We start from the raw sequence: 14,031 nt of genomic DNA on the forward strand, positions 1-14,031 counted from the left end.
GGTCAGAGCCTCCTCATCCGGTAGTTTCGTGAGGTGAACGTGCGTCCCATGCACCAATCGGTGCGGCCCAGCCCGGTCTTTCTGGTGATCGTCGCGATCACCGTCGCGGGCGGCGTGCTGGCCTGGCTGGCCGCCGCTACCGTGCGGCCGCTGTCGTACGTGGCGGTGTTCATCTTCGTGATCGCCGGCTGGCTGGTGTCGCTGTGCCTGCACGAATTCGGCCACGCCTACACGGCCTGGCGGTTCGGCGATCACGATGTCGCGGTCCGCGGCTATCTGACGCTCAACCCGCTGAAATACTCCAGTCCCCTGCTGTCACTGGGTCTGCCGCTGCTGTTCATCGCGCTGGGCGGCATCGGGTTGCCCGGCGGCGCGGTCTATGTGCGCACCGGGTTCATGACGCCGCGTCAGCGCACGCTGGTCAGTCTGGCCGGCCCGGCGGCGAACCTGGTGCTGGCCATCGTGCTGCTCACCGCGACCAGGCTGTTCTTCGATCCCGGCCACGGGGTGTTCTGGTCGGCAGTCGCGTTCCTGGGGTTCCTGCAGATCACCGCGTTGGTGCTGAACCTGCTCCCGATCCCCGGCCTGGACGGCTACGGGGCGCTGGAGCCGCATCTGAGCCCAGAGACACAGCGGGCGGTGGCACCGGCCAAGCAGTTCGGGTTCTTGTTTCTGATCGTCCTGCTGCTGGCACCGGCGTTGAACCAGTGGTTCTTCTCGGTGGTGTTCTGGTTCTTCGACCTGTCCGGGGTGTCCGGCAACCTCGCCTCGGTGGGCGCGGCGCTGACTCGCTTCTGGTCCGCCTGGGTCTGATTCGGGCAGCAAGGCGGGGGGCAGCGATCCCCTCCGTCGTTGCCCCCCCCGGCTCGGCTCCATCCCCCGGTTGGCAAACAACAACTTAGCGAGCCGCCGGCGGGCCGGCAGCGACTTGACAGAATTGTCACAAATGTCAGGCCGGTGACCGACCCTCGAGCCTGTCCTCGTAGGACCGGCGAATGTGGTCGTCGCCGTCGAGCATCCGATGGTCCGCCCCGAGGAGTCCCATCACGGAGGCGCGAGCGCGAGCGGGCAGAACGCCGTACACCGCGGTCAGCGGCCCCAACCGGCGCGGCACGTACACCGCGCGCCGGCCCCGGCGCACAGCGTCGACGACCGCCGCGGCGACGACCTCGGGCGCGCAGGTCCGCATCAGCCAGTGATCGGAGAGCCCGGCGGACAGCTCGGTGTTCACCATGCCCGGATACACGGTGGTGAAGGTGATGCCGGAGTCGGCGGCTTCCAGGGCGATGGCCTCGGTGAAACCGGCCACGGCGAACTTCGTGGCCGTATAGGTCGACACTCCGCCGAAGCCCATCCGGCCCGCAGCGGACGCGATGTTGACGACATGGCCACGACGTCGCGGGCTCATCCGGTCGATCGCGAGCTGCGTCCCGTAGATGACACCGGCGACATTGATGGCCAGCTGGCGCTGGATCGACTCGGGCGCCTCATCGACCAGCGGCGTCACCGGCATGATCCCGGCGTTGTTGACCAGCACGTCGACCGGGCCGAGCGCGCCGGTCAGGGAGTCCAGGAAGCATGCGAAGCCGGCCCGATCGGTGACATCGACCTCACCCCACCAGCAGCCGATCGCACCGGCGGTCCGCTCGGCCTGTTCGACGTCGACATCTCCGATGGCCACCGTGGCGCCGGCCCGGACGAAGTGCGACGCGATCGCCGCCCCGATCCCCCGCGCACCGCCCGTCACCACCACAACCCGGTCGGTCAGGCTCGTTGTTGTCATGTGCTGCCTCTCCTGTGTGAACCGAACCACCGCCGCCGCCCTCTCGCCCCGATCAGCCGGGACACCCGGCGCAGCACCGCGCGGCGCAGCGGGCTGTAGGGATACCACGTGAGCTCCCGGGCAGGTGTCAGCCGAGCGGCCACGATCGCCTGTGGCCGGCAGAATTTCAGGATCGCGTCGCTGCCGCCGCGCGTGCCCAGACCGGACTCTTTCCAGCCGCCCTGCGGCAAGGCCAGCGTGAAGAGGTTGGCGAAGACGTCGTTGATGTTGACGGCCCCTGCGTCGATCCGCCGCGCGATCCGCTCGGCACGGTGCCGGTCACCGCTGAACACCACCGCGGACAGGCCGTAGCGGGAGTCGTTGGCCAGCCGCACCGCCTCGTCCTCGTCGGCGACCCGCACGACCGGGAGCAGCGGTCCGAACGTCTCGTCGGTCATGCAGAGCATGTCGTGGTCCACGTCGACGAGCACCGCGGGACCGTCGCCGTGCCCGCCCGCCACCGCGGTGGCGCCACGCGCCACCGCATCGTCTCGCTGCCGTCGGACCACCTCCCGCTGAGGCTCAGCAGTGAAGCGGCCCAAGTCGACTCCCGTTCGTAGCCGAGCCAGTTCGGCCGTCACCTGGCGGACGAATTCGTCGTGGACCGCCGATTCGACGTAGACCCGTTCGACCGACACACACATCTGGCCGTAGTTGGCCATCGCTCCCCACACCGCGGCGTTGGCGGCCCGCGTCACGTCCGCGTCGTCGAGCACGATCATGGCGTCCTTGCCGCCCAATTCCAGCGCGCACGGGATCAAGCGGTCGGCGGCCGCCCTGGCGACCGCCCGCCCCGTGCGCGCGGACCCGGTGAACTGCACGAAATCGACGGCCTCGATGATCGCCGCACCCGTGTGCCCGCCCCCGCACACCACGTCGAGCACACGCGGAGCGCCGATCTCGGCCCAACCCGCGATGGCCGCCGACACCACCGTCGGCGTGAGCTCGGAGGGTTTGACCACGACCGCACACCCGGCCAGCAGCGCAGGCACTGCGTCCAGGAGCGACAGGCCGAGCGGGAAGTTCCACGGGGTGATGACGCCGACGACCGGATACGGCCGCGCGACGACCAACTGCCGCTTGGTGACGGCCAGCACCCCGTGCGGACGCGGACGGCGGTCGGCCAGGACCCGAGGCGCCCGCCTGCTGTGGTAGTTGATCGCCTCGACAACGTAGGGAATTTCCAGGCCGGCCTCGGTGGCGGGCTTACCGGTCTCCTGCACCAGTAGCTGTTCGAGCCGACACTGGTTGTCCCACAGCCAATCCCGGTACCGCGACAACCAGCGGACCCGATCGGTGACGGGCAGGGCCGCCCACGCCGGCTGCCGGGCACGTAGCTGCGACACGACAGCACCGACCGAAGCATCGATCATTCGGCAGTCCCGAGGACCAGGTTCTTCTTGAGCACCTTGCCGGTCTCGTTGCGCGGCAACGCCGCCAGAAAGACGACATCACGCGGAACTTTGTGACGGGCCAGCCGTGCCCGCACATGCGCCTTGACACCGTCAGCGTCGATGGCGGCGCCGGCCCTGAGCACGACGTACGCACCCAAGCGTTGTCCGAACTCGTGGTCGTCCACACCCACGACCGCGGCTTCGACGATGTCCGGGTGCTCGCTGAGCAGGTTCTCCACCTCGACCGGATACACGTTCTCCCCACCGGAGACGATCATGTCGTCATCGCGACCGTCGACGTACCACAACCCCCGTTCGTCGAAGTGCCCGGTGTCGCCCGAGCACATCATGCCGTCGATCACCCGCTTGGTGCCGCCGTCGGTGTAGCCCGAAAAGCTCAGTCCGCTGGACACATACAGGGTGCCCGTCTGTCCGGGCCTGGTGATCGGGTGATCGTCGGCATCGTAGGCGGCGATCCGGCAACCGACCGGCGGGCGCCCGACGGTGCCCGGTGCGACCCGCAGTTCAGCCGGTGTCGCGACCGCGGCGGTGGCGACTTCGGTGGAGCCGTACAGGTTGTAGAGCACGTCACCGAAGGTGTCCAGGGTGCGGCGGCACAACTGCGGCGCCAGTGTGGATCCGGCTGCGAAGATGACCGCGAGCGAGGAGGTGTCGTAGCGACCGATGATCTCGGGGCCCAGATCGAGAATCCTGCTGAGCATCGTGGGGACAACGATCAGGGTGCTCGCACGGTGCCGCTCGATCGCGGCGAGCGCGGCCACCGGGTCGAACCGCCGCGTCAGCGCGACGCGGTTGCCGAGAGCCAGCCCGACGCTGGCCGTGGCCAGTCCGGTGGCGTGAAACAGCGGCGCGGCAACGACGTAGCACCCACCGCCCGGCCAGGGCACGCGATCCAGAAGCTGGGCGGACTGCAGCGGACTCACGTTGTCGCGGGGGGCGCCCTTGGGACTTCCGGTGGTACCGCTGGTGAGCAATACCAGCCCCCCGGGCCGCTCCGGAGGCGGCAGTCGATCGGCGGACTGCGCGGCGGCGAGGTCGTCGAGCACCGGCAGCGTAGTCAGCCTTTCCGACCAGTTCAGCAGCACCTCGACGCCGGCAGGCAGGTCGGTGAGGGCATCGGTGAACTCGTCATCGGCGAGCACCAATCCGATCCGCTCGCGGGCGCACACGTCGCGCAACTGCGGCCCGGCGAACCCGGTGTTCAGCAGAACCGTTCGCACACCGGCCTTTCCGGCGGCCGCTAGGGCGATCAACAAGCCACGGTGGCCGCGGTTGAGCAGGCCCACCGCGCTTTCGTCGCCGAGTTGCCGATCCAGCAGCACCCGCGCCGCGGCGTTGGACAGCTGGTCGAGGTCCCGAAAGCTCAGTGTCCCCGTGTCGTCGGTGAGCGCCGGTGAGTCCGCGTATCGCGCTGCGGTGTAGGTGATCAGCCCACCGAACGACCCGTAACGGCGTAATGCTCGGGAAGCCGTGGCCATGCCGAACGGATCGACGAGATTGATCATGCCGCGGCGTTGTAACACCATCACGGCTCGCATCAGGTTCAGCAGGTGTGTGGTCACGCCAGCCTCAGGATCAGTCGGACGACTTCGGCGGGATTGTCCAGTTGCGGGCAATGGCCGGAGTCTGGGAGAACCACCAGGGTGCTCCCCGGAATCTGCTGGTGCAGGGTCCGGCTGGCCTGGACGGGAATGATGCGATCGCCCGCCCCGTGCACGATCACCGTCGGACAGTCGACGCGCAGACCGCGGTGTCCGTCCGCCGTCTCGTACGCGTACTGAAAGGCATAGCGCCCCAGCGTCGCCAACGCGGCGGGTCCCGTGACGGTGCGTCGCCAGCGGGCCACGACCGCGGGATCGGCGGCGACACCGCGACCGTAGAGGACATGACGGACGGCCTTGCCGGTCGCCCAGCGGAGTACGCCCGTCGGGATCGGCAGCATCGCCGCGGTGTGCCACAGCTGCGCAGGCAATGGGCGGCCACGGGCCAGCCGAGCGGCCAGATGACGGGCGTTCAACGGGTCGTTCAGCGCCAGAACCGCTTTCACCCCGTCAGGATTGCGCGCCGCCGCCCGCATCGCGGTCGCGGCGCCCAGCGAGTTGCCGACAAGTACCACCGGGCCGCGGTCGGCGACGAGTTCGTCGACGAAGGCGTCGAACTGCGGGAGCAGAGGACCCGGACGGCGACGCTCGGCCCAGCCGAACCCGGGCAGGTCGACGGCGACGGCATGCCGACCGGCCGTTTCCAGCCGGTCGAGCACCGCCCGCCAGGTGTCGGCAGAGTCGGCGTAGCCGTGCAGCAGCACGACCGGCACGCCATCTCCGCTCACCGAAAGGACCCGGGTGCGCACGCCGGCGTAGCAACCCGTGCCGGTGCCGATCATGCCGAGAGCAGTCCCTTGGCGATGTGGGTGACCTGGACCTCGTTGCTGCCGGCATAGATCATCAACGACTTGGCATCTCGGGCCAACCGTTCCACGTGGTACTCGGCCATGTACCCATTACCGCCGAAGAGTTGCACGGCCTCCATCGCCACCTCCGTGGCAGCTTGCGAGGAGTAGAGCTTGATCGCCGACGCCTCCGCCAGCGACGGCAGCCGGCCCTGGCCCACCGCCTCCAGCGTCTGGAACACCATGTTCTGCACGTTGATCCGCGCAACTTCCATCTGGGCCAGCTTGAGCTGGATCAACTGGAACTGCCCGATGTTCTTGCCCCACAGTGTGCGGGTCTTGGCATAGTCGACGCACAGGCGGTGGCACTCGTTGATGATGCCCAGCGACATCAACGCGATCCCGATCCGCTCGCCGGCGAAGTTGGCTCTGGCGCTGTCACGTCCGTCACCCGCCCCGTGCTGCTCGGTTTCGCCGAGTAGCCGGTCCGGGCCGAGTCGGACGTTGTCGAAGAACAACTCCCCGGTGGGCGAGGACATCATGCCCATCTTCTTGAACGGCCGCCCCTGGGTGAGCCCGGGCATGCCCGCCTCGAGCACGAAGGTGAGAACCGGCCGGTTGCGCTTGTCCACTCCCGAGTCGGGGCCTTCGTCCAGTTTCGCGTACACCACGATGACGTCGGCGTCCGGTCCGTTGGTGATGAAGGTCTTCTGCCCGTTGAGAATATAGTCCGAGCCGTCTCGGCGGACATAGGTCTTCATCCCGCCGAACGCGTCCGAACCGGCGTCCGGTTCGGTGATCGCCCACGCCGCGATCTTCTCCAGGGTCATCAGGTCCGGCAGCCAGCGCTCCTTCTGCGCCAACGTGCCCCGCGTCGCGATGGTCGAGGCGCCCAGCCCCAGGCTGACCCCGATCGTCGACAGCAGACCGATACTCACCGCGGCGAGTTCGGTGACCAGAACGGCAGCCATCGACGCCTGGGCGCCGAGGTCACCGAGACCGCCACCACCGCTTCGAGGACTGCTCTGCGACGCCTCGCCGTCTTCGGACTTGGCACGTTCCCGGTCCAGCATCGTCTTCACCGCCTCGGCGGCCATCACGTCGAGTCCGAACTCGCTGAACAGCTTTCGCGCGATCGGGTAGGGCGACCGGCTCCCGCTCTCGAGCTCGTCGAGTTGGGGCCGGATCTCCTTGGCGATGAACTCGCGCACCGTGTCGCGCATGATGATGTCGGTGTCCGACCATTCGATCATGATCAGGCCCCCGGCAGGCGTGCGGCGATGTCGTCGATCTCCCACACCTTGTCGGTCTCGATGGTCTCGACGTCGTGCCAGCCCTTCAGCTGCGAGATGGCACCGCCCTGCACCGCGTACACCTGTCCGGTGACCGCACACTTCTCGCTGGCCAGGTAGGCCACCAGCGGGGAGATGTTGGCGGGCGAAAACAGGTCGAGCTCGCCGTCTTCCGGTTCGGCCATCAGTGCGCCCATGCCGGGCGTCGCCAGCGTCAGCCGGGTACGGGCGATCGGGGCGATGGCGTTCACCCGTACGCCGTAGCGCTCCAACTCCTCGGCGGCGATCAGGGTCAGCGCCGCGATACCTGCCTTTGCCGCACCGTAGTTCGCCTGGCCCGCGTTGGGGATGGTCAGCCCGGAGCCCGACGCGGTGTTGATCACCGCGGCAACCGGCTGATCACCGGCCTTGGACTGCGTCTTCCAGTACTCCGATGCGTGGTGCAGCATCGCGAAGTGACCCTTGAGATGCACGGTGACGACTGCGTCCCACTGGGTTTCGTCCATCCCCGCGATGAAGGCGTCACGCAGAATGCCTGCGTTGTTGACCAGGATGTCGAGGCGGCCGAATTCGTCGATTGCCTGCTGCACAAGACTCTTGGCTCCGGCCCAGCTGGAGATGTTGTCATTGTTGGCCACCGCTCGCCCGCCTGCGGCGGTGATCTCGGCCACCACCTCGTGCGCGGGTCCGTCGTCGCTGCCGTCACCGGTGTTGCTGCCGCCCAGGTCGTTGACGACGACCGTCGCGCCCTCCTTGGCGAACAGCAGAGCGTGTTCACGCCCGATCCCGCGACCCGCGCCGGTGATGACGGCGACCCGTCCTTCCAGAATGCCCATGATTGTGTCCTTCGTTCAGCCGGCGATTACGGCGAGCCCGTCGGTGATGACGAAGTCGTCGCCACGAGCGGTCTCGAATGCGTATGTGGTGAGGCCACCACCTGAGTCTTTGCGCCAGATCCGGGTTTCCAGGTCATCGCCGGGGAGCACCATTTTGGAGAACCGCACCGCAAACCTCTTGAGGCGGCTGACGTCGGAGTCGGCCACCTCGGTGAGTACGGCCCAGGACGTGAATGCCATGGTGCACAGGCCGTGGGCGATGATCCCCGGCAGCCCGGCATCCTTGGCGACCTCCTCGTCGAGGTGGATCGGCATGGGATCACCGGAGGCCGGTGCATAACGGAAGGTCTGGTCGGCATCGATGTGCTGGGCCACCTTGGCCAGCGGCGCCTGCTCGCGCAGGCTGTCCTCGAACTTGTGCGAGGGGGTGAGTTCACCGAGCTTCTTTCCGGCGTCGAAGCCCCGGACGAAACACGTCACGTACTGCTCGTTGACCAGTTCTCCTGCCTCGGTGCGACATTCGAGCAGGATCGCCGCCCTGGTGCCGTTCTCCAGTCCCTCGTAGCCGATCATCTTTCCGCGCGACACGAGCTTGTCGCCCGGCCGGATGGGCCGGTGGAAGAAGAAGTCCTGTTCACCGTGGACCACCCGGGGCACCAACTCCACCGGGAGCACGTCCACCGTGGGCATCATCATGGCCTCGAAGACCGGGACGATCGCAAAGACCGGAGGCGCGACGTCGCCGGCGCGGTGTGCCGGGATCGGATCGTTGGTCGCCTCCGCGTACTGGGCGATCCGCTCGCGCGTCACCTCGAAGTGGTCGTCGTCGGTCCAGCGATCCAGCCCGCTGTCGTCGAATTCCAGCGTGTCGGTCATCAGACGGCTGCCGATGCCAACTCATCGAGTTTGGCCAGCGTCTTGTCCAGCTGCTTGGCGCCATCCTTTTCGACGGCCTTGGCCAGTGCGCCCTTGACCAGAGCGCCCTCGAAGTCGCCCGCGACGGTGAAACGAGATCCGGTGCCCACCGGCTCGATGGTGAAGGTGAAATCAGCCTTCACGCCGGCCATCCCGATGCCACCGAGGGCGAGGCTCGTCGGTGCGTCGACGGACTTCACGGTCCATTCGATCTTGTTGGCCATGTTGAGCATGACGATCTTGGCAATCAGCCTGGTGCCTGCGGTCAGCGTGGCCGGCGGCTCCTCGAGCCACTTGTCGTGCACGGTGAACCACTGGCCCCAGGTGTTCGGGTCGGAAATGATGGCCCACAAGGCTTCCGGGCCGGCGGCGAGGTCGCGGGTCGCTTCGATGTGTCCCATGGTGGTGTGTTTTCCCTTCGTCTGTTGGATTCAGCGCTGCGCACGCTGGTAGGCGGTCACGACAGCTGCGCCGCCAAGGCCGATGTTGTGTTGCAGGGCGGCGGTCACACCGGACACCTGCCGTTTGTCGGCAGTGCCGCGCAACTGCCAGGTGAGTTCCGCGCACTGCGCCAGTCCGGTGGCACCGAGCGGATGGCCTTTGGAGATCAGGCCGCCGGACGGGTTGACCACCCACCGCCCGCCATAGGTGGTGTCCCCGGCGTCGACGAGCTTGTGGGCTTCGCCTTCGCCACACAGCCCGAGAGCTTCGTAAAGCAACAGTTCGTTCGCGCTGAAGCAGTCGTGCAGTTCGATCACCTGGAAGTCGTCGGGGCCCAGACCACTCTGGTCGTACACCCGCCGTGCCGCTTCGACATTCATGTGATGGCCGATCAGCGCCTTGCAGGTCCCGTCGAAGCTGTTGGTGAAATCGGTCGTCATGGCCTGTCCGACGATCTCGACGGCCTGATCGGCCAGCCCATGTCGCTCGACGAACGCTTCGGAGGCCAGAATCGCCGCACCAGAACCGTCGGAGGTCGGCGAACACTGCAACTTGGTGAGCGGGTCGTAAATCATCGGCGCCGCGAGGATGTCCTCGAGGCTGTATTCCTCTTGGAACTGTGCGTACGGGTTGTTGACCGAGTGGCGGTGGTTCTTGTAGCCGATCTTGGCGAAATGCTCTGCGGTGGAACCATGTTCCTTCATGTGCTCGCGGCCGGCGGCGCCGAACATCCATGGCGCGGGCGGAAAGAGCACTTCGGAGATCTCGGCCAGCGCGAGGAAGTGGTTTTCCATCGGCTGGGCTCGGTCGTTGAACGTCGAACCCAGCGACCCGGGCTGCATCTTCTCGAAGCCGAGGGCCAGCGTGCAGTCGGCGAGACCGCCGCGAATCGCCTGCGCGGCAAGGTATAACGCCGTTGATCCGGTGGAGCAGTTGTTGTTGACGTTGACCACCGGAATACCGGTCATGCCGAGCTCGTAGAGCGCGCGCTGTCCGGAGGTCGACTCGCCATAGACGTAGCCGACGTAAGCCTGCTCCAGTTGCCGGTAGTCGATTCCGGCGTCCTCGAGCGCCTTGGTGCCGGATTCCTGCGCCATGTCGGGATAGTCCCAGCCCTCGCGCCGGCCCGGCTTCTCGAACTTTGTCATGCCCACGCCGATCACGAACACTCTGTTCGCCATCACTTCTCCTCTCCGGCATCGGCGTCGACGAGTGCGACCCGATGAGAAGAAACATACCGACCGGCACGTATCTTTGCAAGCCTCTTGGTCAGCTCGTGAATTCGCGCAGCGCACGCGAAACCTGCGGCCGCAGGTAGACCACAGCGCGATCCCAACGACGCCGTGCGCGAAGTCGATTGCGATCAGGCAGGCTCGCCACCAGAATTCCCCGCAGGACGTCCATGGCGGTGTAGATGGCATTGCGCAGATCCCTGGTCGCCGCCCCACCGGGCACCAGCGAGATGACGCCGTCGATGAGCACATCGTTGACGCGGTGCTCGACCCGGGCAATATGTGCGGCCAGCGCGCCGTCGGTCCATGACGCTGACCAAAGTTCCATCGTGGCAACAAACATCGCGCCCTGGTGGGAGTCCCAGAGGAATTCGAGCACGCTCGCGGCGATATCGGCACTGTCCCGCAATCGGCGGTGCTCGCGCACGACGGCCTGGATCCGCTGTTCGGCAAGATGCTCGACAGCCGTGACGACGAGCTGCTCTTTACACCTGAAGTGATGCACCTGAGCGCCGCGGGTCACACCAGCCAGCGCCGAGATCCGATGAGTCGATGTGCCGGAGTACCCATATTTCACAAGGCATTCCACCGTCGCAGCGAGGATCCGCGATCTCATGGCTGCGGTTCTCTGCGTCTGCGTCCTGCGGCTGCGGGGCATGCCGGCATCAGCCATCACGTCCTCCGATCGCCTGTGGTGCGCAGGGATACTACATGCGTACAGAGTTGTATGTAAGTACCCTGCGAAGCATCGCAGGTGCGGTCAGGGCGCGGCGGCCCTAGTCAGAATCGTTGGCGGCCAACGCCTCTGACAACATGTCGGCCAGATAGACACACGCGCGATCCCACCGGCGACGGGCCTGGGTCTCGTCCCGATCGACAAAACCGACCACCAGGATCCCCCTCAGCGCATCCATGGCGGTGTACAACACGTTCCGAACCTGTTTACGCGCAGCGTGATCCGGAAGCAGCTGGGCTATCGCCGTGATCAGCGTGCTGTTGACCATCGGCTCGACCCGCGCCACCTCACGGGCGAGTACGTCATCGGTGCGCGCGGCCACCCACAGCTCGATGGTGGCGACGAACATGTCGCCCTGGTGAGAATCCCAGAGGAACTCGAGCACACCGGCAACCGGATCGGGCCCCTTCCAGATGCCGGCGTCCCGGCGCATGGCCTTCTGGATCCGCTGCTCGGCGAGGTACTCGACCGCGGCGACGACCAGGTCCTCTTTCGACCGGAAGTGATGCACCTGAGCACCGCGGGTCACGCCGGCGATCTCGGCGATCCGGGGCGTGGTCGTGCCCGCGTATCCGTAGGTGACCAGACATTCGATCGTCGCGTTGAGCAGCCGACTTCGCATCGCGGCAGTGCGCTCAGCTTGAGTCCGGCGCTCACCCACGCTCACCACAACCATTGCCGCCTTACGACATCCCGATCCTCAGGAGAATCGATGTTTGTCGGACATCGTAGCGATCGAGGCGCGTACTCGTGCCCGCGCCGTGCCGAATCGACCCGGTCGAGACCGTCAGGCGACCGGGGTCCCCATCACGAGGTGGTTGCCGTTCATCGACGACTCGATGGTGCCCTGGATGGTCTGCTGGTTGGCGATCAGGACGTTGTCGGCTCGCAACCAGCCAATCTGGGTGCCGTCGGCTCCGGTGACGGTGATGTCGGCGTTGTAGGTGATCGACGTGAAAGTCGCGTTCGCCGTTGTCGACTCCGTCCCGTTGAGGATGTAGCCGGAGCTGTCCTCGAAGTTGGTATAGGTGACCGTCTTCGTCGTCAGTTTGCCGCTTGTGGTCGTGACCACCTCTGCGGTGCCGCCGACGAGTCCGGCCCGCCCCGGTTCCAGCTGCGGGAGCGTGGGAACGAAATCCGACAACGCCGGGGCCCATCCGGACATGTCCGGCGTCGCGGTGTCGACCGGCACCGTTCCGCCGCCGACCTCGTTGAGGTAGGCGACCACCAGTTGACTGCGGGTCGCGTCGGTGGCCTGCGCCTCCCAGAACGCAACGGCAGTGCCGTCAGGGCTCCAGTTCGCCACCGGCCGCGAGACGTATGTCCCGGTGGGATCCCCGAGGAAGATCCCGTTCTCACCGGCCAACTCGTCGGTGGGCGACACCACCCAGGTCTGATTGGTGGTGCCCCGCTTGGCCAGGAACGTCGGGAACACCACGTAAGCGGGCACGAAGCTCGGCCTGACGACCTGCGTCATCGGGGTCAGATAGTCCAACGTGCGCGAGCTTCCGAGGACCAGCCACTGCCCGTTGGGTGAGAGGTTGGCGCTCTCGTCGTAGTCCAGGTTGGCGGTCAGCCGGGTGATCGACCCGCTCTGCAGGTCGACCACGACATCGTCGGCGTTGCCCTGGTTGTAGCGGCCATAGAAGTCGGTGACGATCACGCCCTTACCGTCGGGGGTGAAGGCTTTGATCTCACCGGCGTCATAGACCACCCGCGAATCGACGATGTCGTATCCATCGGGGCCGGCCTGCAACGTGCCGACACTGGTCACCAGGACCGTCTTGGTTCCCGAGGCGAGCAGCTGGGTGTAGGCGATGTGCGTGCTGTCCGGAGCCATGCGCATCTCGCGGGTCTGGACGACGACGACACCGGGCGCGTACTGCGTCGGAAGGTTGATCAGCGAGAGCGACGACCCGTCGCCACAACCTCCGTCGCCGCCGGTGCAGTGCAGGACGTAATGGTCGGCCGACGCTCCTCCGGTCGGTGACTGCGTGCCGCCGCTGAGCAGATAGTCCGTCCCGTTGGCCATCGCGAATGGTTTCGAGAGGTCCTCGGTCACCTCGGGGGCGAGCCCACAGGACAGGCACCGCAGGTTGGTGCCGTCGACATCGATCCGATAGATCTCGTCTCGGCCGCCGTCCTGCGGGGTGGCGGAGAACACCAGCGACTTGCCGTCGGGCGTGAAGTTGGGCTCCCGAGGCGACAGAACGCTGTCGGGCACCTCGACGACGTAGCGCGCGGGGGCAACCGGAACAGTCACCGTCTGGGGGGTGGACCCGAACCTGTCGCTGGCGGTCACCACGAATGTGTCGGTCAGGGGGCCGGCGCCGTCGGCCGCCAGACGGGCCGCTTGGGTAGGGGTATAGGTGTAGACGCCGTTGTCGCTCACCGTCACCGTGCCGCGCGTCGGCCCGGTCGTGACGACGTAGGACAGTGGCAGGTCGCCCGGGGCCCGGAAACCCAGATCGCCGGTGACCGTCCCGGTGGGAGCGTCGGGCAGCCCCACCGTCGGACCGTCTGCGTATGGCGCGGGATGGAGGGCGATTTCGACGACATCGGCGATCGCCGACGTCACCGTCCGCACGGTCACGACCGCGGCATGCACGACGGCGTGAACGAGATTGCCGACGACCCGGACCGTGGTCGCCACCGCTGCCTCGATATGCCCGATGAGGGCCTGCAGGCCCTGCTGGATCGGAGCGGCGGCCACCGCGTCGAACGCGGTCGAGACGTTTGCCGCCACGCTACGTCCCGCCACGACCGCCTCAACGTCTCGACCGGCATAGGCCAGCGCGTCGGCCAGAGCCGATGGTGACGCGAGGGCTCCCGGCAGAGTTCTACCCCGCACAGGCGTGGCGCGAGCCCTAGGTGTAACTCCCAGACAGGTTGTGAACGGCGTGGTGAGCGGAAGTAGGTGAGGACCTCCGGTATCGGTGTGGTTACCAAACAC

General features: G+C 66.9%; 13 protein-coding genes. 1 reads left to right on the top strand and 12 read right to left on the bottom strand.

Going from position 1 to position 14,031, the window contains the following annotated elements:
* Positions 1-33: 33 nt before the first annotated feature.
* Positions 34-813: a site-2 protease family protein gene (locus MSZK_RS25430; RefSeq protein ID WP_099251311.1), complete on the top strand. Its 780-nt coding sequence runs from the start codon at positions 34-36 to the stop codon at positions 811-813.
* 136 nt (positions 814-949) lie between these two features.
* Here the strand turns inward: MSZK_RS25430 and MSZK_RS25435 are convergent, their stop codons facing one another.
* The 12 genes from MSZK_RS25435 to MSZK_RS25490 form a co-directional block, all read right to left on the bottom strand.
* Entirely contained in the window at positions 950-1,783 is an 834-nt protein-coding gene (locus MSZK_RS25435) for an SDR family oxidoreductase (RefSeq protein ID WP_099251312.1), read from the bottom strand.
* Positions 1,780-3,195: an aldehyde dehydrogenase family protein gene (locus MSZK_RS25440; protein WP_099251313.1), complete on the bottom strand. Its 1,416-nt coding sequence runs from the start codon at positions 3,193-3,195 to the stop codon at positions 1,780-1,782. Before MSZK_RS25440 ends, MSZK_RS25435 begins: the two co-directional genes overlap by 4 nt.
* Entirely contained in the window at positions 3,192-4,775 is a 1,584-nt protein-coding gene (locus MSZK_RS25445) for an AMP-binding protein (protein ID WP_099251326.1), read from the bottom strand. Before MSZK_RS25445 ends, MSZK_RS25440 begins: the two co-directional genes overlap by 4 nt.
* A gap of 20 nt (positions 4,776-4,795) precedes the next feature.
* On the bottom strand, positions 4,796-5,620 hold the full coding sequence (locus MSZK_RS25450) for an alpha/beta fold hydrolase (RefSeq protein ID WP_099251314.1): 825 nt from the start codon (positions 5,618-5,620) through the stop codon (positions 4,796-4,798).
* Complete coding sequence (locus tag MSZK_RS25455; RefSeq protein WP_099251315.1) at positions 5,617-6,879, bottom strand: acyl-CoA dehydrogenase family protein; 1,263 nt, start codon at positions 6,877-6,879, stop codon at positions 5,617-5,619. Before MSZK_RS25455 ends, MSZK_RS25450 begins: the two co-directional genes overlap by 4 nt.
* A gap of 2 nt (positions 6,880-6,881) precedes the next feature.
* Complete coding sequence (locus MSZK_RS25460; protein ID WP_199203484.1) at positions 6,882-7,754, bottom strand: SDR family oxidoreductase; 873 nt, start codon at positions 7,752-7,754, stop codon at positions 6,882-6,884.
* A gap of 15 nt (positions 7,755-7,769) precedes the next feature.
* Entirely contained in the window at positions 7,770-8,630 is an 861-nt protein-coding gene (locus MSZK_RS25465; RefSeq protein ID WP_371411385.1) for a MaoC/PaaZ C-terminal domain-containing protein, read from the bottom strand.
* The gene (locus MSZK_RS25470; protein WP_099251317.1) at positions 8,630-9,070 is read right to left on the bottom strand and encodes an SRPBCC family protein; all 441 of its coding nucleotides are present in this window, start codon (positions 9,068-9,070) and stop codon (positions 8,630-8,632) included. The genes MSZK_RS25465 and MSZK_RS25470 overlap by 1 nt, the downstream gene beginning before the upstream one ends.
* Positions 9,071-9,100: 30 nt before the next feature.
* The gene (locus MSZK_RS25475; protein WP_099251318.1) at positions 9,101-10,291 is read right to left on the bottom strand and encodes a lipid-transfer protein; all 1,191 of its coding nucleotides are present in this window, start codon (positions 10,289-10,291) and stop codon (positions 9,101-9,103) included.
* An 88-nt stretch (positions 10,292-10,379) separates the two neighbouring features.
* The gene (locus MSZK_RS25480; RefSeq protein WP_099251328.1) at positions 10,380-11,015 is read right to left on the bottom strand and encodes a TetR/AcrR family transcriptional regulator; all 636 of its coding nucleotides are present in this window, start codon (positions 11,013-11,015) and stop codon (positions 10,380-10,382) included.
* 103 nt (positions 11,016-11,118) lie between these two features.
* A complete protein-coding gene (locus tag MSZK_RS25485; RefSeq protein WP_371411386.1) occupies positions 11,119-11,700 on the bottom strand; it encodes a TetR/AcrR family transcriptional regulator in 582 nt (193 codons plus the stop codon).
* Positions 11,701-11,865: 165 nt separating this feature from the next.
* Positions 11,866-13,824 (bottom strand): Ig-like domain-containing protein, encoded by a 1,959-nt coding sequence (locus MSZK_RS25490; protein WP_233211512.1) that lies wholly within the window; start codon positions 13,822-13,824, stop codon positions 11,866-11,868.
* Positions 13,825-14,031 lie beyond the last annotated feature (207 nt).

The sequence above is a fragment of the Mycobacterium sp. shizuoka-1 genome, assembly GCF_002723835.1.
GTDB lineage: Bacteria > Actinomycetota > Actinomycetes > Mycobacteriales > Mycobacteriaceae > Mycobacterium.

What these genes read in the sequence shown, in the direction of transcription:
- MSZK_RS25435 (WP_099251312.1), bottom strand. Translation starts at nt 1,783, where the DNA reads ATGACAACAACGAGCCTGACCGACCGGGTTGTGGTGGTGACGGGCGGT.
- MSZK_RS25440 (WP_099251313.1), bottom strand. Translation starts at nt 3,195, where the DNA reads ATGATCGATGCTTCGGTCGGTGCTGTCGTGTCGCAGCTACGTGCCCGG.
- MSZK_RS25445 (WP_099251326.1), bottom strand. Translation starts at nt 4,775, where the DNA reads ATGCGAGCCGTGATGGTGTTACAACGCCGCGGCATGATCAATCTCGTC.
- MSZK_RS25450 (WP_099251314.1), bottom strand. Translation starts at nt 5,620, where the DNA reads ATGATCGGCACCGGCACGGGTTGCTACGCCGGCGTGCGCACCCGGGTC.
- MSZK_RS25455 (WP_099251315.1), bottom strand. Translation starts at nt 6,879, where the DNA reads ATGATCGAATGGTCGGACACCGACATCATCATGCGCGACACGGTGCGC.
- MSZK_RS25460 (WP_199203484.1), bottom strand. Translation starts at nt 7,754, where the DNA reads ATGGGCATTCTGGAAGGACGGGTCGCCGTCATCACCGGCGCGGGTCGC.
- MSZK_RS25465 (WP_371411385.1), bottom strand. Translation starts at nt 8,630, where the DNA reads ATGACCGACACGCTGGAATTCGACGACAGCGGGCTGGATCGCTGGACC.
- MSZK_RS25470 (WP_099251317.1), bottom strand. Translation starts at nt 9,070, where the DNA reads ATGGGACACATCGAAGCGACCCGCGACCTCGCCGCCGGCCCGGAAGCC.
- MSZK_RS25475 (WP_099251318.1), bottom strand. Translation starts at nt 10,291, where the DNA reads ATGGCGAACAGAGTGTTCGTGATCGGCGTGGGCATGACAAAGTTCGAG.
- MSZK_RS25480 (WP_099251328.1), bottom strand. Translation starts at nt 11,015, where the DNA reads ATGGCTGATGCCGGCATGCCCCGCAGCCGCAGGACGCAGACGCAGAGA.
- MSZK_RS25485 (WP_371411386.1), bottom strand. Translation starts at nt 11,700, where the DNA reads ATGCGAAGTCGGCTGCTCAACGCGACGATCGAATGTCTGGTCACCTAC.